This window comes from Bacillus sp. PS108 (assembly GCF_037963335.1).
In the GTDB taxonomy this organism is placed as follows: Bacteria; Bacillota; Bacilli; order Bacillales; family Bacillaceae; genus Bacillus; species Bacillus subtilis.
The window spans coordinates 928,756-952,415 of sequence record NZ_CP150155.1 but is presented as its reverse complement, the minus strand read 5'-3'; the positions used below and the strand labels follow the sequence as shown (position 1 = coordinate 952,415).

Annotated in this window: 24 protein-coding genes; 5 read left to right on the top strand and 19 right to left on the bottom strand. The window is 42.8% G+C overall.

What is annotated here, in order from left to right; all coding sequences use genetic code 11:
• Window positions 1-75: 75 nt before the first annotated feature.
• Window positions 76-984, top strand: coding sequence for an RluA family pseudouridine synthase (locus tag NSQ16_RS04915; protein ID WP_230488411.1), 909 nt, complete (start codon window positions 76-78; stop codon window positions 982-984).
• 29 nt (window positions 985-1,013) lie between these two features.
• Here NSQ16_RS04915 and srtA read toward each other — a convergent pair whose 3' ends face one another.
• Both srtA and yhcR read right to left on the bottom strand, forming a co-directional pair.
• A complete protein-coding gene (gene srtA / locus NSQ16_RS04910; protein ID WP_015715565.1) occupies window positions 1,014-1,610 on the bottom strand; it encodes a sortase SrtA in 597 nt (198 codons plus the stop codon).
• Window positions 1,607-5,269 carry an endonuclease YhcR gene (gene yhcR / locus NSQ16_RS04905; protein WP_230488410.1) on the bottom strand — a complete coding sequence of 1,221 codons (3,663 nt, stop codon included), beginning with the start codon at window positions 5,267-5,269 and terminating at the stop codon, window positions 1,607-1,609. Before yhcR ends, srtA begins: the two co-directional genes overlap by 4 nt.
• Window positions 5,270-5,351: 82 nt before the next feature.
• Here yhcR and NSQ16_RS04900 point away from each other — a divergent pair, with 82 nt between their 5' ends.
• Window positions 5,352-6,005 (top strand): spore coat protein, encoded by a 654-nt coding sequence (locus NSQ16_RS04900; RefSeq protein WP_015715563.1) that lies wholly within the window; start codon window positions 5,352-5,354, stop codon window positions 6,003-6,005.
• Here the strand turns inward: NSQ16_RS04900 and NSQ16_RS04895 are convergent.
• Both NSQ16_RS04895 and NSQ16_RS04890 read right to left on the bottom strand, forming a co-directional pair.
• A complete protein-coding gene (locus NSQ16_RS04895) occupies window positions 5,937-6,905 on the bottom strand; it encodes a hypothetical protein (RefSeq protein WP_029317528.1) in 969 nt (322 codons plus the stop codon). The two genes, NSQ16_RS04900 and NSQ16_RS04895, sit on opposite strands and share 69 nt — an antisense overlap.
• A gap of 120 nt (window positions 6,906-7,025) precedes the next feature.
• Complete coding sequence (locus tag NSQ16_RS04890; protein ID WP_003245125.1) at window positions 7,026-7,595, bottom strand: YhcN/YlaJ family sporulation lipoprotein; 570 nt, start codon at window positions 7,593-7,595, stop codon at window positions 7,026-7,028.
• 149 nt (window positions 7,596-7,744) lie between these two features.
• Here NSQ16_RS04890 and NSQ16_RS04885 point away from each other — a divergent pair, with 149 nt between their 5' ends.
• A complete protein-coding gene (locus NSQ16_RS04885) occupies window positions 7,745-8,191 on the top strand; it encodes a hypothetical protein (RefSeq protein WP_230488409.1) in 447 nt (148 codons plus the stop codon).
• A gap of 39 nt (window positions 8,192-8,230) precedes the next feature.
• Here the strand turns inward: NSQ16_RS04885 and tcyP are convergent, their stop codons facing one another.
• Window positions 8,231-9,622: an L-cystine transporter TcyP gene (tcyP, locus tag NSQ16_RS04880; RefSeq protein ID WP_122895229.1), complete on the bottom strand. Its 1,392-nt coding sequence runs from the start codon at window positions 9,620-9,622 to the stop codon at window positions 8,231-8,233.
• Between the two features lie 172 nt (window positions 9,623-9,794).
• On the opposite strand from tcyP, the gene dgcK reads away from it, so the two are divergent.
• Window positions 9,795-10,874 (top strand): diguanylate cyclase DgcK, encoded by a 1,080-nt coding sequence (dgcK, locus tag NSQ16_RS04875; protein ID WP_230488408.1) that lies wholly within the window; start codon window positions 9,795-9,797, stop codon window positions 10,872-10,874.
• Between the two features lie 2 nt (window positions 10,875-10,876).
• On the opposite strand, the gene NSQ16_RS04870 is transcribed toward dgcK, so the two are convergent.
• Window positions 10,877-11,707: a MetQ/NlpA family ABC transporter substrate-binding protein gene (locus NSQ16_RS04870; protein WP_046664061.1), complete on the bottom strand. Its 831-nt coding sequence runs from the start codon at window positions 11,705-11,707 to the stop codon at window positions 10,877-10,879.
• Window positions 11,708-12,142: 435 nt separating this feature from the next.
• Here NSQ16_RS04870 and cspB point away from each other — a divergent pair, with 435 nt between their 5' ends.
• Window positions 12,143-12,346: a cold shock-like protein CspB gene (gene cspB / locus NSQ16_RS04865; protein WP_003224086.1), complete on the top strand. Its 204-nt coding sequence runs from the start codon at window positions 12,143-12,145 to the stop codon at window positions 12,344-12,346.
• A gap of 91 nt (window positions 12,347-12,437) precedes the next feature.
• On the opposite strand, the gene NSQ16_RS04860 is transcribed toward cspB, so the two are convergent.
• From NSQ16_RS04860 to prkA, 13 genes are all read right to left on the bottom strand, one after another.
• Window positions 12,438-13,379, bottom strand: coding sequence for an ABC transporter permease (locus NSQ16_RS04860; RefSeq protein WP_038427544.1), 942 nt, complete (start codon window positions 13,377-13,379; stop codon window positions 12,438-12,440).
• Window positions 13,372-14,289 (bottom strand): ABC transporter ATP-binding protein, encoded by a 918-nt coding sequence (locus NSQ16_RS04855; RefSeq protein ID WP_029317524.1) that lies wholly within the window; start codon window positions 14,287-14,289, stop codon window positions 13,372-13,374. Before NSQ16_RS04855 ends, NSQ16_RS04860 begins: the two co-directional genes overlap by 8 nt.
• Window positions 14,290-14,305: 16 nt before the next feature.
• A complete protein-coding gene (locus tag NSQ16_RS04850) occupies window positions 14,306-15,004 on the bottom strand; it encodes an ABC transporter ATP-binding protein (RefSeq protein WP_003233423.1) in 699 nt (232 codons plus the stop codon).
• A gap of 1 nt (window position 15,005) precedes the next feature.
• Window positions 15,006-15,371 (bottom strand): GntR family transcriptional regulator, encoded by a 366-nt coding sequence (locus NSQ16_RS04845; protein ID WP_003233424.1) that lies wholly within the window; start codon window positions 15,369-15,371, stop codon window positions 15,006-15,008.
• A gap of 2 nt (window positions 15,372-15,373) precedes the next feature.
• Window positions 15,374-16,135, bottom strand: coding sequence for a hypothetical protein (locus NSQ16_RS04840; RefSeq protein WP_029726352.1), 762 nt, complete (start codon window positions 16,133-16,135; stop codon window positions 15,374-15,376).
• A gap of 4 nt (window positions 16,136-16,139) precedes the next feature.
• On the bottom strand, window positions 16,140-16,295 hold the full coding sequence (locus tag NSQ16_RS04835; protein ID WP_003233426.1) for a hypothetical protein: 156 nt from the start codon (window positions 16,293-16,295) through the stop codon (window positions 16,140-16,142).
• Window positions 16,295-16,669: a hypothetical protein gene (locus tag NSQ16_RS04830; RefSeq protein ID WP_003233427.1), complete on the bottom strand. Its 375-nt coding sequence runs from the start codon at window positions 16,667-16,669 to the stop codon at window positions 16,295-16,297. The genes NSQ16_RS04835 and NSQ16_RS04830 overlap by 1 nt, the downstream gene beginning before the upstream one ends.
• Window positions 16,670-16,681: 12 nt before the next feature.
• Window positions 16,682-17,212 carry an NAD(P)H-dependent oxidoreductase gene (locus NSQ16_RS04825; protein WP_015252498.1) on the bottom strand — a complete coding sequence of 177 codons (531 nt, stop codon included), beginning with the start codon at window positions 17,210-17,212 and terminating at the stop codon, window positions 16,682-16,684.
• A gap of 22 nt (window positions 17,213-17,234) precedes the next feature.
• Window positions 17,235-18,833, bottom strand: a complete 1,599-nt coding sequence (locus tag NSQ16_RS04820) for an MFS transporter (protein WP_003233429.1) — start codon at window positions 18,831-18,833, stop codon at window positions 17,235-17,237.
• A gap of 40 nt (window positions 18,834-18,873) precedes the next feature.
• Window positions 18,874-19,539 (bottom strand): HlyD family efflux transporter periplasmic adaptor subunit, encoded by a 666-nt coding sequence (locus NSQ16_RS04815; protein ID WP_014476241.1) that lies wholly within the window; start codon window positions 19,537-19,539, stop codon window positions 18,874-18,876.
• Between the two features lie 35 nt (window positions 19,540-19,574).
• Complete coding sequence (locus NSQ16_RS04810; RefSeq protein ID WP_003233431.1) at window positions 19,575-20,039, bottom strand: MarR family transcriptional regulator; 465 nt, start codon at window positions 20,037-20,039, stop codon at window positions 19,575-19,577.
• A gap of 159 nt (window positions 20,040-20,198) precedes the next feature.
• Window positions 20,199-21,377, bottom strand: a complete 1,179-nt coding sequence (yhbH, locus tag NSQ16_RS04805) for a sporulation protein YhbH (protein ID WP_003233432.1) — start codon at window positions 21,375-21,377, stop codon at window positions 20,199-20,201.
• 179 nt (window positions 21,378-21,556) lie between these two features.
• Entirely contained in the window at window positions 21,557-23,452 is a 1,896-nt protein-coding gene (gene prkA, locus NSQ16_RS04800; protein ID WP_003233433.1) for a serine/threonine protein kinase PrkA, read from the bottom strand.
• Window positions 23,453-23,660 lie beyond the last annotated feature (208 nt).

The window sequence follows — 23,660 nt, the reverse complement described above, 5'->3', positions numbered from 1 at the left end:
AAAAAACGCGAAAGCTAAGGTAAGTGTTTCCTATGAGAAACAGCAGCCTTCCGCTTCGAAAAGGAGCCATTTAACATGAACCAAAAAGGCAGAGGGCTTGAGATCCTCATCAATGAAAAACAGGACGGCCAATGGCTGTTTTCCGTACTCAAAACAGCGCTCAAAGCTTCTAAACCAGTGATACAAGACTGGATGTCCCATCAACAGATAAAGGTCAATCACGAATCGGTCTTAAACAATATGATTGTAAAAAAGGGAGACCGCGTCTTCATTGATCTTCAGGAAAGTGAAGCATCTTCGGTCATTCCGGAGTATGGCGAGCTTGATATTTTATATGAGGACAATCATATGCTCATCGTCAATAAACCCGCTGGCATTGCGACGCATCCGAATGAGGATGGGCAAACCGGCACACTGGCTAATTTGATCGCTTATCATTATCAGATAAATGGCGAAACATGTAAGGTGCGCCACGTCCATCGTCTTGATCAGGATACATCTGGCGCTATCGTTTTTGCCAAGCATCGTTTGGCACACGCCATCTTAGACCAGCAGTTAGAGAAAAAGACGCTGAAGCGTACGTATACCGCCATCGCTGAAGGTAAGCTACGAACGAAAAAAGGGACAATTAATTCACCAATCGGCAGAGACCGGTCACACCCGACAAGACGCCGGGTTTCACCAGGCGGGCAAACAGCCGTCACTCATTTCAAGGTAATGGCCAGCAATGTGAAAGAACGGCTGTCGCTCGTTGAATTAGAGCTGGAAACAGGCAGAACACACCAAATCCGTGTTCATATGGCGAGCATCGGACATCCGTTGACAGGAGACTCGCTTTACGGAGGCGGGAGCAAGCTGGTAAACAGGCAGGCACTGCACGCCAATAAAGTACAAGCGGTTCACCCGATAACAGACGAGCTCATAGTTGCTGAAGCCCCTTTCCCGGCTGATATGAAAAACCTTTGCCGCACATATTTTTCATGAAGAAAAGCCGCAGGCACTGCCTCGGCTTTTTAAGTCACTCGTTTTCCATATATAATATAGCGTTTCGGGGCATTTCCGACGTATGAAAACGGATAGCAGGTCGTCAGAATCAGCTCTTCCTTTTCATGCTGGAGGGTGATAATAGATGTGTCATCCTTATCGACAATTTTTGTTTTTACAATTTCATATCTGAATTCTCCATATGACAGGAGAATGCGGAGCTGATCCCCCTTTTCCAGCTCTCCCGTCCGGCGAAACACGGTATCCCGATGCCCCGACAGCACAATTTGTCCGTTTTCATCAGGATAATAGCTGTCCTTGTAATGCCCGACACCTTTTTCTAAATCATTAGCATCGGTGCCCTCCACGATCGGAAGCTCTGCATTGATTTTCGGTATTTCTAAAATGCCGCTCGCTTGGCCGGTCTCAGGCTTAAATGATGCTTTGTTCTTTGCTTGATCTGCGCTATTTTTTGTCCCCAAAGGTTCCTGCGGCTTTTTAGCCGCCAGTTTTGCTTCTTTTAATGTCTGTTCCGTTTTCATATTCGTATCGATCAATTTAAAGCCTCCATAGCCTGTGATCACTAGGCCGGCAGCAATGATAAATAGTGGAATAACTTTTTTCACGTTCTGGAGGCGCTCCTTTTTCTTCTGACATATAGATAAGTTCCGGACAATGTCACCGCCGCACCGATCACCATAAAGTTATAGTAGCCCGCTGACGTATCCGGAAGCTGATGATCAGACCCGCTTTCCGCAGTCTCGGTTTGTAACGGCAATGTGCTGATGCTATTAGCAGTATCAGCGGTTTTTGTGTTGTTGATTGGTATTTCATTGAATCTCGAAATGGCTGAAGGCGGAAGCTGATGAACCGGTGCTGTTCCCGGAGTTTCTTTTATATCATGCAAATCTTCATCTGGCCTTGGATCCTCTTTAATCGGATCCTCCGTCCCCGGATCATCTCCAGGCTCTTCCGTAATCGGGTCTTCTGTTACAGGGTCTTCAATATCACTGGCTGCAGCGAGCTTAATTCTTCCCTCTTTTGTATACGCAATTGGCTCATCAAAACTCTTCACGTACTCAACTGCCGCTTCCAAATCCTCTGGCCCAGTCACCGGATTTTTTCCCAGCAGTCCGATTGGCTGATATTTGGTTCCTGTCGCAGTCGCCATAAAGTTGTTGACGGTCAATGTATATGTGGCATCGGGCTGGATCTCGGTGCCATCTGCCATTTTCATATCAACTGCTTTTCCGGTTTCTTTATCCCACGTATACGTAAACCCGCTGATGCTGTAGTCAGGCCCAAAAACCGGCGAGATTTGAGCATTGATAATCTCTCTTAAATCTTTTCCTTTAATCTCAAGCTTCGTTAACACATTTCCAAACGGCTGAATGTTGTAAAGATCTCCCCACGTAATCGGGCCCTTCTTCAACGCTTCACGTATGCCGCCTCCATTCATAAGAGCAAAATCCGTTTTCATGGCAGCTCTCATACCATCCGCAATCAGGTTTCCAAGAGGTGTATCGCCGTCATTTGAATACCCCCCTTCCATATCAACAGCGGCTTCGCCGACTACCTCACTGATAATCGGTTCCGCAATTGTTTCGTATTTCTTTAAAATGGCTGACGCGCTGACATCCGGTTCGATTTTACTTTGATCAACATATACGATTTCCGCGGACTTTTTGACAATGTCTTTTGTCGTTTTATCGATCTCTACATCAACGACACCTATCGCTTTTCCATATTCAAACGCTTGAACAATCAGTTTTCCATTCACTTCACCGTTAACAACCTGATGATTATGCGCGGCAAAAATCATGTCAATTTCAGAATCTGTTTTGTTTGCAAGATCAGCAGACTCACCGGTAATGGCGTTGCCGTTTTGTCCAGCTGACATATGTGCGAGAACCGCGATGGCCTTCACGCCTTTTTTCTTGAGCTCTTCGGCCGCCTTATTCACCGCTGTCACTTCATCTGTAAACTCGATATTTTTTATTCCTTCAGGCATAACCATGCCAGCTGCCGACTGTGTGACAACCCCGATAAAAGCAACGGGTACGCCCTCCACATTTATGATGTCATAAGCCGGCAAAAAGGGCTCTCCAGTTGATTTCATTTTACAATTGGCACATACAAGGGGAAAGTTCTGTCCATCATATCCGCTTGTGCCTTTCGGATGATCACCGCCATTTAAGATCCTCAGCAGTTCATCCGTGCCTTCATCAAATTCATGGTTTCCCACGGTTCCGATATCAAATCCGATGTCCTCCATTAATTCTACAGTCGGTTCATCTTGAAGAAGAGAGGAAACTGGAGAGCTTCCGCCGATCATATCTCCCGCGTGCACAATCAGCGAGTTTTTCTTTTCAGCCTTTTTTTCTTTTAAATATGCGGCGGCATAATCCATGCGTCCAAACGTGCCGTCTGCAATTCCATTTTCATCAAGATCAAGCTCATATTGCTGATCGATTTTGCCATGCAAATCATTCATGCTGAGAATTCTAAGCGGCACATGTTCTTGAGGTGCCGTTTGCCTTTTTTTATATCCCGCGCTCTCCGCTTCACTTGCTGAAGCGAAGAAAATTCTGTTTTCCACAGCTACCTTCTTCCAGTCAGCTGGCTGCACATATGTTTTATTCGACGAGTCCCCCACATATCTTGTTAAGCCTTTCCCTTGCTCTCTGGCTCTGAATTCAAACGGCATTTCCATGAGCGGATCGTTTTCATTCCAAATTCCTTTTTGGTCTTTTTTTGCAGCGGCTACTGCGGCCTGAAACTGCTGATAATCCTCTTCATTGTCAACCGGCCAAATAAAATACGTCGGAGCATAGCCATTTTTTACAAGCTCTAAGTTTACGTTGGAACCTGATTCGGTTATGACTTGTCCAAGCAATCTGCCATAGCTGTCCTTGGCTTCACTCCCGACCTTGACAGTAATTTTATCACCCGGGGACAGAACCGTTTTTAGATAGTCAGATGCTTTTTTGCCAAATCTTAATTGATTTTCATCTGCGTCATTTTTTGGTGTGTGATATGTTTCGGGTGTATCTACATTTACAAACCGGATTTTTGTCGTTCCAAGCACCGGAGATTTGAGATGAATGGTATCGCCGTCAACTACCCGGTCAACAATCCCTTCATATTCTCCCTCCGCAGACGGAGGTGCAGGCTGCTCTTCAAGCAGCTTCAGGTCAGCCGATTTTCGCGGAAGCAGCTGAAAGGTTTGGTATCTGCTTAACACACCGGTAAATTCATACCATTGGCCCTCATCAAGCTCGTCTATCACCCCTGTTTCATTCATAACCCGGAGCGTCATTGCATGATGGTCGTCATCAATCATTGTTACATTGTAACCGCCGCCGGCAGGAGAACTTGGAATTGAGGAAACAAAAGCGGTTAGTTTCACAAGGCGTCCTTCATACTTATCACCTAGGCTGCCGTTAATAAGTTCATTGATTGTTAAGTGTTTGGGGGCTGGGAGGGATTGATTTGACTGGTTGATTTTGATGCCTGATGAGCTTGGAACGATTTCTTTCAGCCCCTGGTAAGACGTGATTTTCCCTGTCACCGTGACATCCATACCCTCTTTTAATTCGGGAAATTGTTCAGGGGATGGCGAATAAATGTTAATGCCTCCTGTTTCATCTTGCAAAAAGGTCGACAGTTTCCCGCCTCCGATTGCGTTTTGATCAGCTGTAATGATCCCTTTTATCGTTACTTCTTCATTCAGCCTTCCCCGTGCTTCATTTATGGTCACTGGCTGTTCAGCCGGCGGAGTTTTCGTGTCATCGGTTACGTTCATCGACTGAACGTTTTTAAGTCCTGTCGTGTTAAAGTAATTTTCAAGCTTTCCTTGAACCGTTATCTTTTTCCCAAGAAGAAGCGGATTAGTTTGCAGCCCAAATTGGCTTCTGAAGGCGGAGGGGATTTGCACAGGAAGGATGTGTTCGGGCGATGTCTCGTTTTTACGGTCTGCCAGCGCAACATTATAATCATTTGAAAAAGGGCTTGTCAGCTTATAATGCTGCGGGGAAACAGCCTGGCCGACTGCATATCCTTCGACAAGCGCCTGTCCTTCTTTTTGCTGTATTGCCTTCTCAATCGATATAGGCTGTTGCGGTTCAGCTGCAGCTGCCTTTACAGCTTCGCACGTGTACATTACATTTAAGAACATCAATGCCGTGATCAACACAATATGCAGAATACGCCTCATCATATTTCCTCCCTTAATATACACATAATGACAACGATTTTGTCTGCTTATCATTTCGACAGACAGCATATAATTCCTTTCAGGCTTCTGCATAATACACGGCAGACTGACACAAAATACAGCTGATCTGAAAAAAAAGGAGGAATTCGGTTTGGATCAGTTCAATCAGCAGCAGCAATCCCAAATGAACAAAGGTATTCCTGGCAAACCGCATAAAAACCACGGCGGACATGAAATGTTTGATATGCATGAGGTGCTTTCCGGAACACTTACTGTGCTAGATCAGTTTATGATGCTGAGACAATTCTGTAAGGATCAAGAATTATTAAACATCCTTGATCGTCAACATCAATTCATTACATCTCAATACAATATAACTGCAGAATGCTTCAAAACAGGCAGCGAACCTTCACAAAAAACAGCAACTTATATGATGAAGGAGGACAACCAGGCTGTTTACGGCATGCAGCCGTCACAGCCTAAAAAACCTGTTCAATCCATGAATGATATTGATGACAGCATCATCAGCCGACAAATGCTTTGCGCGATTAAAGCACAAGCTTCTATGCTGACGATGGCTTCTCTGGAAATGACAAATCCGGCCGTAAGACGCGTACTGTCTGCGCAAATTCAGGAGTATGTTGAAATGGCATTTGAAATTTTCCTATACCAAAACAAACACGGCTATTACCAGGTTCCTCAGCTTGATGCGCAGGATATGGAACAGCTGAGAAATTCATTCGCCCCTGCCCAAGGACAAATGCCTCCGACACAAGGCGGAATGGGTCAGCAAGGACTTCACTAATAACAAAGGCATTGGATAGAAACTATCCAATGCCGCACTGTTTTTTTCGAATTTTTTCTTAAAATCTTTTTCAAATTGATCAAGACTTTCCTTTGTTGCTGATTTAAACCCTTTTTCAAAGTCCCCTTTTTTTGCTGTTTCCTTAATCATTTCTGAAATAATGTCTTTCCCATATTTGTCCGTCAGCTCATCGATCATATAAAAGCTTTGCAAATAGACATCAGTATCATATTCGGCTCTGGCTTCCTGCCAGTCTCGATCAGTCTGCAAACGGTCAAAGGGCACGACAGAAAACGTGATCGGATCTATGAGCAATTCATAGTTCGCAATCCACTCGCTTAACCCTTCATGAAACCATAACGGAAACTCATCGGGATCCGTCTCAAGCTCCTTCAATTTCTGGTGAAACGCATGGTGCGAGTATTCATGAATCAACAATCTCTGGTACAAATAAACCGCTACCTCGTCCCCTTCTAACAGTTTCTTTTTCTCTTCAGGCAACAATCCGATCAGCTGCTCCCGTTCAGAATAAAAACCAACTACATCCAATAAACCGGAGTAAGCCTCCATCTGTTTTTCATTAGGAAAAAAAATAATGTCAATAGGCTTTTGATTCGAATATCCAATCATAATCTGATTAATACTGACCGCATATTCAAGCGTTTCTTTCGTCAATGGCAGTAAGGACTTTTCCTTAGAAGTGTAATAAATATCGGCCTGTTTGAATGACTCTTTCTTCATGTGCTTCGTCACTTGTTCTTTTGTTATTCCAGATGCCTGACCTGGAAAAGACAGGATATACATCGCGCTTGATACGATGGCTGAGCTTACAGCCAGCATCACAAGGACTCCGCACAGGAATAGAGCGGATGCCGCACGCTTTCCTATGCCATCCCGCAAACGTCTCCCTCCCTGAGCCGGTCCGTCTTGTACCTTTTTATTTTTACTCTATGCAGCCTGAGTTCGCAGTGTGTCATTAACGCAAAGAAAAAGCCGCACAAATTGTGCGGCTTTTTTTATTTATTCAGCGTTAGGGAATACGCGCTGTACAGTTTGTGTAAATTCATCAAATAATCCGGCGATTGGGTCACCATTTTGAATACGTTTTCCATATCCTTGCATACGCTCTACAAAATCAGGGTTAGCTGAAACGTAAACATTATCAATGTTTTTGTCAGTAGATCTTACCTTTTTGGCTATTTTTTTCTTCAGATTGTTTTCTACTGCACCTTTATTTCCATTGGTTAAAACGACTGCAACGTAGGCTTGATTTCCAGCCACAATGATATCGGCATGCTTTACTTCTTTTAGGTCTGTTACTTTATCAGCTGCTTCATCAGCAACCTCAAGTTTTCGGTCGTTGTTATTATCGTCATTTACACGATTGTTATTGACATTATCATTAACATTATTGTCAACGTTATCCCGATTGTTTACATTCCGCATATCGTCATTGGCCGGATTTCGATAATTTACGTTTCTTACATCATTATTATCACGTCTGCCCTCACCTTGGTCGGCCACACCGCAGCCAGTCATAAGCAAAGGGATAAGAAGCACAGACGCAAGGACTTGTTTTTTTCCAAACATGTGAATTCCTCCTTTATCACTTTACTTATAGGTTTTTCTAACTGGGTTTAATTATGCATGCAAATCTGGAGGAAATGCTTTCCCGGGAAATATAACGGTTAATTTGTCTAACGAGGGGGAAAATATGAATACACTGCAAAGGAGGGATCATGTTGTTCAACCAGCGAAGAGGAATCAGCCCCGCAGCATTGATCATAGGATCAACTATGCTTATTGCTGCATTATCACCTCAGATCCGCCAAAGAATCAGCGGGTTTATCACAGGACAAATGAACAGAAGAATTTCAGAAAATAACACATTTGATGCTTCTAATGTAGGAAACATAGTCAAACAAGCATTTGGCGGAGGCAGCGGGGATAACCAAGACCGTTCGCAACATCAAAGCCAGCGGCAAAATGGCCGTCAGCACCAGCACGCCGGACAGCAGCAACCACAGCATCAGCATACACAGTCTCAAACTAGGCAAACTGAGTCAGCCGCGAAAAAAAGACAGCCGCATTATGCTGAACCCATTCATTTTGAACAAAGCGCAATGAATGTCATGGACGACAACACGATGATGGAAATGCTAGAGGACTTAGAACCCGGCCGTTAAAAAAACGTGTAATCCTGTTGGATTACACGTTTTCATACGTTACGCTTCTTCAGCTTCAATCACTCTGGATTGATCATGAAATGCCCCTTGATCAATTTCCTTTGTGACCTTACTTGTAATAAGACCGGATGTCATGCTTCCGCTGACATTCAAAGCAGTACGCCCCATGTCGATTAACGGTTCAATTGAGATTAACAAACCAGCGAGCGCGACAGGCATGTTTAATGATGATAAAACAAGAAGCGCCGCGAATGTCGCTCCGCCGCCGACTCCGGCAACACCGAAGGAGCTGATAGCAACAACTGCGATAACAGTGATAATAAACACCGGGTCAAATGGATTTTGGCCGACAGTCGGAGCAATCATCATCGCCAGCATTGCAGGATAAATGCCGGCACATCCATTTTGGCCGATCGAAAGGCCGAACGAACCGGCAAAGTTTGCGATTCCTTCCGGTACACCCATACTTCTCTGTGTTTTAATATTCAGCGGTAAAGCACCCGCGCTAGACCTTGACGTAAATGCAAATACAAGTACAGGCACCGCTTTTTTCAAATAAATCACCGGATTCAAGCCGCTGAACGTCAGCAGCAGCAAATGAATGATAAACATAGTGATTAACGCGGCATATGAAGCAATCACGAACATGCCCAGTTTTAGAATGCTGTCAAGATCACTCGTGGCAATCGTTTTTGTCATGATGGCCAGCACACCATAAGGCGTCAGTCTCAAAATGAGTGTGACAACACGCATGACAATGGCATAAACGGCATCAACCAGTTTTTTAAATGTTTCTGCCTGTTCCGGCTGTTTGTTTTTTACGCCGAGGAATGCCACTCCAAGAAAAGCGGCAAAAATAACGACAGCGATCGTTGAAGTCGGTCTAGCTCCCGTAAAATCTAAAAACGGGTTTCCAGGCAGCAGTTCAACAATCTGTTGCGGCAGCGTTTTCGCTGTCATATCCTCTGATTTCTGCTGAAGCTCCTGCCCCCGTGAAAGCTCTGTACTTCCTTGGTCAACCTGAATCGCCTGCAGATCAAATGAAAGCGCGGACGCGATACCGACAGCTGCAGCAACTGCTGTTGTTGCTACTAAAATCCCGATAATCAAACCGCTGATTTTTCCAAGATTTTTTGTCAGCTTCAGCTTTGTAAATGCACCGAGAATCGAAATAAAGACGAGCGGCATGACAACCATTTGAAGCAATTTGACATATCCGCCCCCGGCAATATTAAACCAGTCGGCTGTTTGAATGACTATATTTGAAGTCGGGCCGTAAATCAGCTGAAGCGCAAATCCGAATACAATCCCCAGCCCCAGCGCAGTAAATACACGTTTAGAGAAGGAAACATGTTTTTTCTGCATAACAAAGAGCCCTAAGATAAGTAAAAATAAAATAAATACATGTAATACAACCAGTAAAGTCTCCAAAGCAGGTAAACTCTCCCTTCAAATTTTCTCATTTACTATATTACACTAATTCCTATGGGTCAAGTGCGAATTATTTTAACTTATCAATTCAAGTAAAAAAACCTTATATAATGCCTTTTTTGTTCTTTTCTTTCCCTTCCATCTTTAGTACCTTATATAAGGGTGATAATATTTGCTGAAAGAACTGTTTGTAAATTTGACCATTTTAATCACATTTAATTATCTCTTCACCCACCTGTTTAAAGAAAGGATAGTACATAAAAAAGACAGCATATCCTTTCAAGCTGTTAAAGGACTGGCCTGCGGTTTGCTCGGGGTTATTCTGATGGTTTTTGGATTTACCTATCAGCATTCAATTATTGATCTTCGAAATATCCCTATTATGATTGCCGCTCTTTATGGAGGCTGGGTTTCAACGGCAACGGCCCTGGCCATGATCACTGCAGGCCGCTTGCTGATTACGATGAACACATCTGCACTATACTCGGTTATTATCATTTGTATCGCTGCCATTCCGTCACTCATTGTTTCTAGAAGAAAAAAAGTTCAACTAAAACATGCTTTCTATCTTTTAATAATCACAAATAGCTTGATCTCCTTTTCCTTTTATTTTCTTATAGATTTACATTCATACGAACTTCATTTGTATTTTTGGATCATATCAATAGCGGGCGGCATGCTCAGTTTATATATTATTGATCATGAAACAAATGCACATCTTCTTTTTAAACAATATAAGTTTCAGGCGCACTTTGACTTTTTAACAGGCGTGTATAACCGAAGAAAGTTTGAAGAAACCACGAAAGCTCTGTATCAGCAGGCGGCCGATACCCCGCATTTTCAATTTGCACTGATTTATATGGATATCGATCATTTTAAGACCATCAATGACCAATATGGCCATCATGAAGGAGATCAGGTGCTCAAAGAGCTGGGGTTACGTCTGAAGCAGAGCATCCGAAATACTGATCCTGCCGCTCGGATCGGCGGTGAAGAATTTGCCGTGCTCCTGCCGAACTGTTCTCTTGATAAAGCAGCCCGGATCGCTGAACGGATCAGGAGAACTGTAAGTGATGCACCGATTGTATTAACAAACGGCGAAGAGCTTTCAGTTACGATATCACTAGGGGCCGCTCATTACCCCAATAATACGGAACAGCCAGGATCCTTGCCCATTCTTGCCGATCAAATGCTTTACAAAGCGAAAGAAACGGGACGGAACAGAGTGTGTTTTTCAGAAAAAAAAGAATGAATTCAATGTTCGAATTCATTCTTCCAATCTGAAAGACGTTTCAAAGGCAGGAAAGCCGGGACAAGATCTCCCTGGTATTCTTTTTCTATAAATGCCGCTGTATCATCAGCTTGATAAAGCTCAAGAATGGTTTGCAGCGCTTCCCGATCTTGATCCTCCGCTCTGACAACAATCAAATTCATCTCTTCCTCAGACATGGGTCCGCCGCTCTTTAGCGTATGCTTTTTCGGGTTCAGGCCCGCTTTTTTTGCTTCTGATGGTTTCATGACAAACACGTCGGCACCGCTCACTGCATCCTGTTGCCGGACAGCTTTTAATTTCAGGTGTCTCGGATTATCTTTAATCATATCAACTGAACCTGTTCCGTTAAATCCGTTTTTCAGCGTTAGCAAACCCGCTTCCTGGAGCACCGTAAGCGCCCTGCCAAAATCGAACGCTTTATCCGGAACAGAAACGACAGCTCCCCGCGATATATCTCGGATTCGTTCATATCGTTTTGAATAAATGCCCATGGGCGTTATGTATGTCGTCCCGAGCGGTGCCAAATTAAGTTTGTATTTTTCAGTGAACGACTGAAAATATGAAATGGTTTGAAAGGCGTTGGCATCAATTTCTTTGTTAGCAAGTGCGATATCAGACTCCGCATAATCAGAAAAAGGGATCAGCTGAATATCCAGCCCTGCCTCTTCAGCCTTTTGAGCAATATAGTTCCATATTGCCCCGTCAGACTCAGCAATCCCGATTTTTATCGATTCATGTTCTGCAGACGGTGAACATGCAGTAAATGAAACGAGAAGAACAAGGACGAAACTGCATATAAGCCACTTTTTCATTGTGACCATACTCCTATCTATGTATTAGAGCATGCAAGCAATATCAGACATAAAAAACATACGCTCTCTTAGTTGATAAACGTTGTCATTTGTAATATTGATTAACTTTTACCTTACTCATATCCAATAAGGTTGTCAATTCCTATTACTTATCTTCCCAAAATGAAGGAATACTAAGGCAAACGTATGATCACATATCGAGAAAACAGATGAATTTCCGTAAATAAATATCAAATTGAAAAATAAATATGGTATTTTCCGAAAAAAATTTCAATAAGCAGTTGTTTTTTCTGAAGATTACTGGTAGAGTAAAGGTAATTATTTTTGTTCGAACTATCTTTAAGAAGAAAGTTTTGTAAGAGTTTTCGTCTTGAAAGTTTGTTAAGAGCAAGAATAGTGAATTTAAGCGTTATGATCGCTTTAGGAGGAAATTTCATGTTAGAAGGTAAAGTAAAATGGTTCAACTCTGAAAAAGGTTTCGGATTCATCGAAGTAGAAGGTCAAGACGATGTATTCGTTCATTTCTCTGCTATTCAAGGCGAAGGCTTCAAAACTTTAGAAGAAGGCCAAGCTGTTTCTTTTGAAATCGTTGAAGGAAACCGCGGACCACAAGCTGCTAACGTTACTAAAGAAGCGTAAGCATAAATTGATATGAAAAACTGCAGGTGCAAACCTGCAGTTTTTATTTTGACAAAAAAGCTGTTTTGCATAAGCAAAACAGCTTTCTTTATTAGTTTGCAATATCCCGCTTCATGAAGATTCCGAAAGCAAGCAACAGGAAGATGATAAAGTAGATCGCTAGCATGACGAGAGAAAACGTCATAGTCATCCCTTTTATTAACGGTGTGCCATCCACATACTGAGTCAAGTCGACATTAGCAAATAATATATATTTTGCCCAGTCAAATTTCGCTGCAATAAATGCAGTTGCAGTCGTACCGGCAACCAACAAGAAGATGGAAAAACCAACCGCAAGAGAGCTGTTTCTGAATACCGCAGACAGCATAAACGCCATCGTCGCCACCATTAAAGCCGAGACGGATTCAGAAAGATACGTTGTGGCCAAATGCCCCATCATGTTTTGCTCAATGACATGGCCATCCTTATAGATTAAATGAATGTTCGCGGCGGTTTCACCACCCGTCCCGAAGAAGATCAACCCTAATAAAGTAGAACCGATAAATAAAATCAACAGCAACAGGAGCCCAAACAGGAGAACTGTAATATATTTGGACATCAAAATTTGAAAACGGCTGAGCGGCCGAATCATTAATAGCTTAATCGTTCCCCAATTAAATTCGTTAGCGACAATTCCGGCCGCGATGATAATAGTAAACAGACCGGTAAGGATGGTAAAGTTTGCCGAATCCGTTACATAAGACCATGCCGTATAGCCCGTGTCACTAGGGATATTATGCTCGATGCGATAGTCGTTGAGTGTGATTGTTTCTTTATACCCATCTTTCAGTGAAGGATCTTCTTTGATTTCTTTCTTTAATTCGGCGTTTTGTGCTTGAAGCTCTTGTTTCCAATGGGAATTTGATTCACTAGCAGAAAAATGATTCGCCAAAAATGCAAATCCAACCATTGTCAGCCCCAGAATTCCGATCATCACCCATGTTCCGGCACGGCTGAAAATTTTGAGCCACTCATTATAAATCAAATTAAGCATGCTGAACCTCCTCTTTTGTTTCACCTGTCATTTCTAAGAAACGGTCCTCTAATGATTTTGTTATGACCTTGACCTCATAAATACGGATTTGCTGCATCACCAGCAATTCAATAACCGCAGGGACTTCCTCTTTAGCCAGTTTGATTTCTACACCATTTGTCTTACTCAGCAAATCGTACTGATTTAAAACAGTAGCGGCTTCACTCGGCTGCTCAACCTGGAAGAAATATGTATCATTCTCATCAATGTTTTCATCTTTTACATTTTGAATATCGATCAGCTTTCCTTTTTGCAGAATCGCAATTCGATCACACATCAGTTCCATTTCTGACAGCAGGTGGCTTGAAACGATGACAGCCATTCCTCTTTCTCGGGTCAGCTTCTTTAAATGATCTCTGATTTCTCTGATCCCCGCCGGATCAAGGCCGTTTGTCGGTTCATCCAGAATTAGCACTTTCGGATCATGCAAAAGGCATTGTGCCAAGCCAAGACGCTGTCTCATCCCCAGAGAATATGTTTTCACCTTGTCGTGGATTCTGTCTGTTAAACCGACCAGTTCAACAACTTCATCAATTTTTTCCTTCGTGACACCCTTGACCATCCTTGCGTATTGCTGGAGATTTTTATATCCGCTCAAAAATTTATACAGCTCGGGATTCTCAACGATCGCTCCGATATGCTTAATCGCCTTGGCATATTCTTTCGTAATTGATTGGCCGCAAATGAGGACATCACCTTTCGACAGCTTCATTAACCCCACCATCATCCGGATGGTTGTCGTTTTCCCCGCTCCGTTTGGTCCTAAAAAACCGAATACCTCGCCTTCACGAATCGTAAAACTGAGATCATCAATGATCGTTCGGCCTCTGATGTTTTTAGTCACGTTTTTCAATTCCAACACTGTTTTCATCATATTCCTCCTCTTTCTAGCAAACTTCCATTTTTGATTTAAACCATTGCAAAACAGACATGCCTTCCTGTTCACGAATATCTTCTACTTCACGCTGCGCAACTTTTTCTCCATTGGCGAGGATGATTACTTCATCTAACAAAGTCTCAATTTCATCAATTTCATGTGTCGCGATCACGACAATCTGCTGCTCAAAATCAATGTACGACACAAGGCTGTTTACGATGGAATCCCTGACCATCGGATCAAGCCCGGAAAAAGGTTCATCAAGCAAGATGACGTCTGCCCGTCTCGCTAAAGCAAGAACGATTTTCAGCCTGCCCCGATTTCCTTTTGATAGCTTTTTGATCTTTTTTTCCGGATTCAGCTGCATCTCATTCAATAGCTTATAAACCTGTTCTGTATGAAAATCAGGAAACTGCGACTGATAAAAATTCACCATATCTTTAACAGTGAAATGCGGATAAAACATATCAAGCTCAGTAAGATAAGCCGTTTGACGCACCATTTCTCTCGTAACCTGCTCTTCATCAACTTTTACAAATCCTGAAGTCGGAAACAGAAGGCCAGCCATCATTTTCAGGGTCGTTGACTTGCCGCTGCCGTTCGGTCCGATCAGGCCATAAATCCGTCCGGATGATAGGGTGATTGACACATCATTGACGGCCGTATGGCGGCCGTATTTTTTTGATACATGTTCTAGCTTGATTTCCATTTTAGCCTCCCTCTGTGAATGTTTTAATCCCTTCTAACATTTCCTCTTTCGTTAGCCCCAGCTCTTTCATTTGCTTGACAAATCCTTCCAGCACCTCTCGTGTCAGCTTGTCTTTCAGCTCGTCTACGATTTCTGCTTTTTCCGCAATAAACGTCCCTTGACCTCTTCTTGTCTCCACAATACCCAGCCTTTCCATCTCACTGTAAGTTCTTTGAATTGTATTGGGATTTACCTTAGTTTGAATCGCCATTTCTCTTACTGAAGGAAGCTTGTCTCCTGGGAGCAGCTCCTTCCTGACCAGCCTATAAAAGATCTGATCAGCGATCTGCAGATAAATCGGTTTCGAGGATTGGAATTGATTGTCCATATTTACACCTCTACTTTACGATCAAGCAGTTTTGAAGCCATGATAAGCAGCAAGAATGTGATGACTAAAGTAATAGGCAACCCTAGCACAGACAGATGGATAGGTTTTAGTTCCAATCTCCAAACATTGTGGAAGTGGAAATCAAAATTGCAATAGACTGTTACAGGCCAGAAATGCTTTTGAGATTCAACCAAAGGGCTTATGATGTATTCATCGAAGAATAACCACACTGCAACCAACAGAACCATCGCAGCCCACCGCATTCCGCGCCAATTTCTGAGAGAGTGAAAAACAGTCCAAAACACAATGACTGTTACTGACATATCTAACGAAGAAATAAGCCCATACATATTCAGCAAAGCCACTGTACTCGTTATATCAACTTGATGCTCCAGCAGATTTTTTACAGAGAGCATATGATACATCCATATGCCATAGGCTGTTAATGCCAACTGAATCACAAATTGATAGAGCAAAGATGCTGCCAATTTAGAAGAAAACAGCCATAAGCCGCCATTTGGATTGTACAGCCAAAGCTGTGATTTCCCTTCCTTGCGAAGGTGATAAAACACAAAAACAGGAGATAAGAAAAGCAGAAAAAAAGCAACTGCAACAAAAAAACCAAAAATGACTAGAGGTTCTTTCGTGCGAGAAGCTATAATATGGCCTGTTCCCAATAAGAAAATGATTCCGCATATCCATACTAGCAGCCACATTCTTGAAAGCTTGATATCTTTCTTTAATAAACCTAAAAAAGAATTCATGTCTTTACCTCCCGGAAAAAATCCTCGGTGTATGAGTAACATAGTACACTAGATCAAGGTGGAATACAACATATTCCATGGATTTATTTGATAAAAACATAATTGATGGAAACAGCAAAAAAGGCAAACCCGCATGAGTAAACGGATTTGCCTTTTTCATTACTTTTTCTTATTTTTCATAGAGAGCAGCGCATCACGATAGCTGCGGTCCTGCATTTTGTCACTTTCCTCAGTGACCTCTTCTTCTGCATGAACTTCATCAGAATGCTTAAACTTTTGCAGCGCCTGCCTGTAAATATCATCACCCATTGTGTCACGCTTCTCTTTTGGAGAATCGTTTTTGACAACGGATGGCGTATGCTCGGCAGCCCTTGCTTCAGCAGGGTAATGCGCTTCGTTTTTTTCCTCTTCTGGAGGTGCGATTCTATCGGTTGCTTCTTGCTTCTCAGGTCCAGGTGAGGCGTTGCGGACGTTAAATGTAATAAGGGCCGCAATGACAATGACAGCAGCAATTATTGCTATAATAATGGCCATTTCAACCTCTCCTTACTGTCCTGCTGTTAGGTTTCCTGTGACTTGGCTGACACGTCTTCCCAACGCGCGTCCAAGCTGAATACCTTCCTCAGACATTAACTCATCACTGTCTACCGGACAAGTGACACCTGCTCCGTAATAAGAGCCATAAAGTGCGTTTTCAGGCACGTTGCCAGGCAGTCCGACAACGATCATGCCTTGGTGGAACATCGGCGTGATTAAATTGTGCATTGTCATTTCCAAGCCGCCGTGTGTCGTTGCCGTTGTGCAGAAGACAGCACCGACTTTGTTGATCAGCTCGCCTTCAGCCCACAAGTAGCCAAGTCTGTCGATCCAAGTTTTAAGACCGGAGCTGATTGTTCCGAAATGCCCTGGGCATCCCCAAATAATCGCATCCATATCTTTAAGCTTGCGGATATCAGCCTGATCTACATGGTCGATGAACACTTCAGCCGTGTCGTTTTCTCTCGCGCCTTCAGCAATCGCTTCTGCAAGCACTTTAGTATGTTCGCCTTCACTATCATACACTACATAAATTTTCATTCAGGAAACCTCCCTTTACAGATTAAGATTCCTTAGCTTCTTTTGGAGCAGGAAGTAATGAAAGCTCCTCTTTTTTCTTCTTACGCAATTTATCTTTTCTGACGTCACGCAGGAAGATACTTAAAATCAAACCTGCTACACAGAATAAGGTTGCCCACATAAAGGCATCATTTATCCCCATGACATTGGAATCGAGTGATGCGTGTTTATAAATATGTGAGTACACATATGTTTTCGCCGTATCATAAGACACATTCATATTCACCATTAAATTCGAAACTGCATTTTGGAACGCATGGAGGAAGTTCGGGTCCGCCGTGCTTGTTTTATCTGCAATTTGTGAATAATGGAATGTCGTCCGGTTTGTATAAATCGTCGTAATTAAACTTGTTCCGATTGATCCGCTGATTTGGCGAAGCGTGTTGCTCATCGCCGTTCCGTGGCTGTTCAGACGGGCAGGAAGCTGGTTCATCCCGGCTGTCATGACTGGCATCATTAAGAGAGACATACCAAATGCACGAATTGAATAGATCAGCATGATGTGTGTATATGGTGTATCAATTGTCAATTGCGTGTATTGATACGTTGTTACCACTGTCACGAGAAGCCCGATAATCGCAAGCGGTCTCGGTCCGAATTTATCGAACAAAATACCTGAGATCGGTGACATAATCAGCATAACGATCGCACCCGGAAGCAGAAGCAGACCGGATTGAAGCGCCGTAAAGCCGACCAGGTTTTGCAGATAAATCGGTAAAAGGAACATACCAGTGTAAAGTGCCACTGTAATAATGATATTAATGACACTCGAGAGTGAGAAAATGTCATATTTAAACACTCTGAAATCAAGCATCGGATCATCATGACGCAATTGCTGAACCACAAAAGCAACAATTGCAATGGCTCCGATAATAACTGTAGACAATACAATCGGGTCGGTCCAGCCGTCAGATCCGGCTTCACTGACTCCGTATAATAAGGAAGCGAATCCGACAATCGAGAGGATTGCGCCAAGAGTATCGAGTTTGATTTTTTGCGGCTCCACCATATTTTTAAAGATGAAGAAAGCCACAATGATAACAATTGCGCCGATCGGCACAAGTCCGTAAAACATAATGCGCCATGTATAATGCTCAATAATCCACCCGGAAAGAGTCGGGCCGACCGCTGGAGCAAACATCATCGCTAGCCCGAAAATCCCCATTCCTTTCCCCCTGCTTTCAGGCGGGAAAATTAACAGAATGGTTGTCATAACGAGCGGCTGCAAGATACCTCCGCCCACGGCCTGAATCAAACGGCCGATCAGCATTGTAGAGAAGTTAGGTGCGATACCGCAGACTAACGTACCGAGCGTAAAACAAAACATCGCGACGAGAAAGAGACTCCGCTGGCCAAATCGTGTAATCAGGAAAGCAGATAACGGAATCAATACACCGTTAACAAGCATGTAACCTGTTGTCAGCCACTGAATCGTCGTTGCACTTACGCCAAATTCAGTCATTAAGTGCGGCATTGCAACATTAAGCAGTGTTTGGTTTAGGATTGCCAAAAATAAACCCGCCATTAGCACAATCAGCAATGACATAGGGTTTTTTGCATTTTTTTCTTTGCCTGTAGCCATCTAAGACAACCTCCTTTCATGGTTTGATGACTGATCTGTTTTACTCAGAAATTTTAACAGATGCATTCATTCCAGGAAGCACCTTATCAGATGGGTTTTTGATTGAAATTTTCACAGGAATTTTTTGTGTTACTTTTGTGTAGTTTCCGCTTGAATTTGTAGATGGAAGCATATCAAAAGTTGAGTTAGTCGCATAGCCAATTTCTTCTACAGTACCGTCAAATGTTGTATCAGGGTCTCCGTCAACTACTACGTCTACACTATTTCCTACTTCAATATCCGCAATATCTGTTTCTTTAATATTTGCTGTGATGTATAGGTTGTCCATGTCAATCGTTTGTGCAATTGTTGTACCAGCTTGTACGGTTTGTCCGTTTTTCACTTCGTTTTTCACAATTGTGCCATCCATAATGGATTTTACGTCAACAGTTTGTTCACCTTTGATTTTTGCAACTGTGTCGCCTTTTTTCACTGTTTTTCCTTCGTCCAGATCCCAGTCAGATACTTTACCTGCTGCTGGAGCAGTAATAGCAGCCATATCGCCCGCTACTTTTGCTTCATCTGTTTTTACGTAGTTTGTGCTTTGATAATAGTAGTAAGCACCTCCAGCTATAATTGCAAGAACAACAATCAAACCGATAATGTTGGTCAGAATTAAACGTCCTCTGTTCATTTTGTTTTCTCCTTTCGTTTCATCCTCTATCATTTTGCGGAAAGCTGGTGAAAATATGTGAGAAGTTTTTAATTACCGCTTTTTTCTGAACAGCCTTCAGCAAGCTTCGTTAAGCTTCCGGCTAGTTTGCGCAAATACTGCAGCTGGGAGGTATCAAGCTTTTGGTACAAGCCAGCACCCATTTTTGCATATTGCACAGCGGCTTTTTCTATCAGTTCTTCCCCCTCTTCGGTTAACTGAATCATGACGATACGGCGGTCATCCGGACTGTCATATCGATTCATCAATTGGCGCTTATACAGAATATCTGTCATCCGCGTCACAGAAGCAGGCTTAAGATCAAGCGACATTGCCAGCTTGCTTAGCGGGGTGCTTCCGCTTTGATGAATTTTAAACATCAGCAAATATTGAAGGACTGTAATATCAAAAGGCTCAAGCACAATCTCCAATATCTTCTTCTGTTTTTTATATATCGCCCGAGACGTATCGAAGAGCTGTTCAAAAGTGAGCAAAGCACGTTCTGATTCAGTCAACTCCTTTTCACCTCATTCCTCAATAATAGTTCACAAGATAAAATATTAATAAATGAAAGAAGATTTGTCAAAGGAAAAATTTCTTTTTCTCCCGTATTTTTTTCGCAAGCGTTTTCTTGCTTTTATTAAATAAAAAAAAGCCCTGAAATGGGCTTTTCATTACGAAAATTGATGGCTTACACCAGACTCTTCATTTCTGAAAAAGTTCTTTAGAGCCTGAAAAACATCAGATTTCTGTTTTAAAATATAGTACTTAAATTTCTCATCTTTTACATTTTTATATGCAGACATTAACGTTGAATGCCTGTTGTACTGATTGACCTCGCCGTAGCAGAATAGATTGGCCTTCTTCATAATATCATTGACCAGTTTCACACAGCGCGCGTTATCAGATGTCAGGTTGTCACCGTCAGAAAAATGAAACGGGTAAATGTTATAGCGGGCGGGATTGTACTTTTCATCAATAAGCTCAAGCGACTTCCGATATACGGAAGAACAAATGGTTCCGCCGCTTTCTCCCTTTGAGAAAAAATCCTCCTCCGAGACCACTCTTGCTTCTGTATGATGGGCAATAAATTCAATTTCCACAGTCTCGTATTTTGTCCGCAAAAAACGGGTCATCCAGAAAAAGAAGCTTCTGGCCATGTATTTTTCCCAAACCCCCATACTGCCGCTTGTATCCATCATGGCTAAAACGACGGCTTTTGATTCGGGCTTTGTGATGTCATTCCACGTCTTATATTTCAGGTCCTCCGGATAAATTGGGTAGAACGACGGTTTTCCTGACATTGCGTTTCGTTTAAAGGCTGACATCATCGTTCTTTTCTTATCAATATTACCGGTTAATCCTGTTTTACGGATATCATTAAACTCGATATCTGTATGAATGATATTGTCCCGCTCTTTTTGCTGGAGATTTGGAAGCTCTAATTCTTTAAAAAGCGCTTCTTCTAAATCCATTAATGAAACTTCCGCTTCATAATAATCCTCGCCTGCCTGATCACCGGCACCCTGCCCTTTTCCAGGCCCTTGTTTTTTGTCTGATCCATCCCGGGCCACAACATCTCCAACCTGGCTCTCGCCGTCTCCTTGCCCTACATGTTTATTTTTATCATAGTTATAACGGATTTTATACTCATCAAGTGAACGGATTGGGATCTTCACTACATCTTTTCCATTAGACATAATAATGCTTTCCTCAGTTACGAGGTCCGGAAGATTGTTTTTGATCGCTTCCTGCACTTTTTTCTGGTGGCGCTGCTGGTCATCGAAGCCTTTGCGATGGAGGGACCAGTTTTCCTCAGAAATCAAAAAATGGCCGCTGTCATTTTGGGACATGAATTCCCCTCCTTAACCATTTGTGGTCGTGATACATACGTATTCCGGCTTGTGCCAGATTATGAAACAAGTCTTTCGAAAAGATTTATATTCATCATATGCACATATGCATGTTTAATTGACAAACTATTTAGAAAATGGGACAAAATAACCCGCCCTATTCGGACGGGTCACGTTGCTTATCGGTTCAGCAGGCTGCCGACATATTTCAGCAGCTCATTGGCGCTCGTCGAGTTGTAGCCGTGCTCATCAATTAAACGGGCCACGACTTCATTTACCTTTTTCAGCTGCTGCTCATCCGGCGTTTTTGTTGAGGTCGTAATTTTAACGACATCCTTCAGATCAGCAAACAGCTTTTTCTGAATAGCTTCACGCAGTCTTTCATGGGAATTGTAATCAAACCGCTTGCCTTTTCTCGCATAGGCTGAGATGCGGATTAAAATTTCTTCGCGGAACGCTTTTTTGGCGTTTTCCGAAATGCCGATCTGCTCTTCGATGGATCTCATCAGCTTTTCGTCAGGGTTCATTTCCTCTCCTGTCAAAGGATCACGAAGCTTGTTTTTATTGCAATAGGCCTCTACGTTATCGAGGTAATTGTCCATAAGTGTTTTTGCTGATTCTTCATATGAATACACAAACGCTTTTTGAACTTCCTTTTTCGCAATATCGTCATATTCCTTGCGGGCGGCAGAAATAAAATTCAAATACCGCTCCCTGTCCTCGCTTGAAATTGATGGGTGCTGATCAAGACCTTCTTTTAAGGAGCGAAGGACATCGAGAGAATTAATCGATTCCATATTTTTTCTGATAATCGTTGAAGAAATCCGGTTGATCACGTACCGCGGATCAATTCCGCTCATGCCTTCATCATTATATTCTTTTTTCATATCCTCAACGTCGACAGAGTTATATCCTTCCACACTTTCCCCATCATACAGTCTCATTTTCTTGACCAGATCAATATCCGACCGCTTCGGCTCTTTTAACCGGGTAAGGATTGAGAACATCGCGGCGACCTTCAACGTATGCGGGGCAATATGAACATCCGCCACATCGCTTTCTGCAATCATTTTTTCATAAATTCTCTCTTCCTCAGACACTTTTAAATTATAAGGAACCGGCATCACGATGATTCTTGAGTGCAGGGCTTCATTCTTCTTATTAGAAATAAATGAGCGATACTCCGTTTCATTCGTGTGAGCCACGATCAGCTCATCAGCAGAAATTAACGCAAACCGCCCAGCTTTAAAATTCCCTTCCTGTGTCAAGGAAAGCAAATGCCAGAGAAATTTCTCATCACATTTCAGCATCTCCTGAAACTCCATCATCCCGCGGTTCGCTTTATTCAGCTCTCCGTCAAATCGATAAGCGCGCGGATCTGATTCTGAACCGTACTCGGCGATTGTTGAGAAATCAATACTCCCCGTCAAATCGGCAATATCCTGAGATTTCGGATCAGAGGGACTGAATGTTCCAATTCCCGTACGCTTATCTTCTGAAAAGAAGATGCGCTCCACCTTCACATCCTCAATTCTTCCTCCGTACTCTTCCTCCAGCCTCATGACATTTAAAGGAGAAAGACTTCCTTCTATTCTAATGCCGTATTCTCTGTAAAAGTCATCGCGTAAATGATGGGGGATTAAATGTAGAGGGTCCTCGTGCATCGGGCAGCCTTTAATCGCATATACAGCGCCATTATCTGTCAGCGTGTACGCTTCGAGACCTTTTTTAAGCATTGTGACCAGCGTGGATTTACCGCCGCTCACAGGCCCCATCAGCAATAGAATCCGCTTTCTGACATCTAGACGTTTGGCAGCCGGATGAAAATACTCTTCCACAAGACGCTCCAGAGATTCTTCAAGCCCGAACAGCTCGCGGTCAAAAAAACTGTACTTCTTGCGTCCGTCAATCTCCTCTATCCCGCTGTCTTTTATCATATTAAAAACTCGAGAATGAGCAGATTGCGCGACCATCGGATTTTCTTTAATAATCTCCAAATAATCGGCGAAAGTTCCTTCCCATTTCAGCCGCTGCTCTTCCTCTCTGTACTTTTCAATTTTCTTTAATATATCCATAAGGACCTCCTCTATCATGTTTGATACACTATGCAAATAAGGTACTTTGATACAATCTATGCCGCCATCTCGTGATACATGCTTTGGTTTCTTAAAAATAAAGATACTCATACATCGTTGACAAGGCAGACTGCGACCGTTCATAATAAAGAAAAATACAGAATCATCCAGACTCGGACAGCACGGAAAAATTGAAGAGGGGGAGAGA

Bases quoted from the DNA above. Each gene is read 5' to 3' on its own strand.
- NSQ16_RS04850 (WP_003233423.1), bottom strand. From the start codon at position 15,004: ATGGAAATCAAGCTAGAACATGTATCAAAAAAATACGGCCGCCATACG.
- NSQ16_RS04820 (WP_003233429.1), bottom strand. From the start codon at position 18,833: ATGGCTACAGGCAAAGAAAAAAATGCAAAAAACCCTATGTCATTGCTG.
- NSQ16_RS04870 (WP_046664061.1), bottom strand. From the start codon at position 11,707: ATGAAAAAGTGGCTTATATGCAGTTTCGTCCTTGTTCTTCTCGTTTCA.
- yhbH (WP_003233432.1), bottom strand. From the start codon at position 21,377: ATGTCCCAAAATGACAGCGGCCATTTTTTGATTTCTGAGGAAAACTGG.
- cspB (WP_003224086.1), top strand. From the start codon at position 12,143: ATGTTAGAAGGTAAAGTAAAATGGTTCAACTCTGAAAAAGGTTTCGGA.
- NSQ16_RS04825 (WP_015252498.1), bottom strand. From the start codon at position 17,212: ATGAAAATTTATGTAGTGTATGATAGTGAAGGCGAACATACTAAAGTG.
- NSQ16_RS04890 (WP_003245125.1), bottom strand. From the start codon at position 7,595: ATGTTTGGAAAAAAACAAGTCCTTGCGTCTGTGCTTCTTATCCCTTTG.
- NSQ16_RS04815 (WP_014476241.1), bottom strand. From the start codon at position 19,539: ATGATAGAGGATGAAACGAAAGGAGAAAACAAAATGAACAGAGGACGT.
- yhcR (WP_230488410.1), bottom strand. From the start codon at position 5,269: ATGCTGTCTGTCGAAATGATAAGCAGACAAAATCGTTGTCATTATGTG.
- NSQ16_RS04835 (WP_003233426.1), bottom strand. From the start codon at position 16,295: ATGAAAAAGGCAAATCCGTTTACTCATGCGGGTTTGCCTTTTTTGCTG.
- NSQ16_RS04855 (WP_029317524.1), bottom strand. From the start codon at position 14,289: ATGAAAACAGTGTTGGAATTGAAAAACGTGACTAAAAACATCAGAGGC.
- NSQ16_RS04915 (WP_230488411.1), top strand. From the start codon at position 76: ATGAACCAAAAAGGCAGAGGGCTTGAGATCCTCATCAATGAAAAACAG.
- prkA (WP_003233433.1), bottom strand. From the start codon at position 23,452: ATGGATATATTAAAGAAAATTGAAAAGTACAGAGAGGAAGAGCAGCGG.
- NSQ16_RS04885 (WP_230488409.1), top strand. From the start codon at position 7,745: ATGTTGTTCAACCAGCGAAGAGGAATCAGCCCCGCAGCATTGATCATA.
- NSQ16_RS04845 (WP_003233424.1), bottom strand. From the start codon at position 15,371: ATGGACAATCAATTCCAATCCTCGAAACCGATTTATCTGCAGATCGCT.
- NSQ16_RS04860 (WP_038427544.1), bottom strand. From the start codon at position 13,379: ATGCTTAATTTGATTTATAATGAGTGGCTCAAAATTTTCAGCCGTGCC.
- NSQ16_RS04840 (WP_029726352.1), bottom strand. From the start codon at position 16,135: ATGAATTCTTTTTTAGGTTTATTAAAGAAAGATATCAAGCTTTCAAGA.
- NSQ16_RS04830 (WP_003233427.1), bottom strand. From the start codon at position 16,669: ATGGCCATTATTATAGCAATAATTGCTGCTGTCATTGTCATTGCGGCC.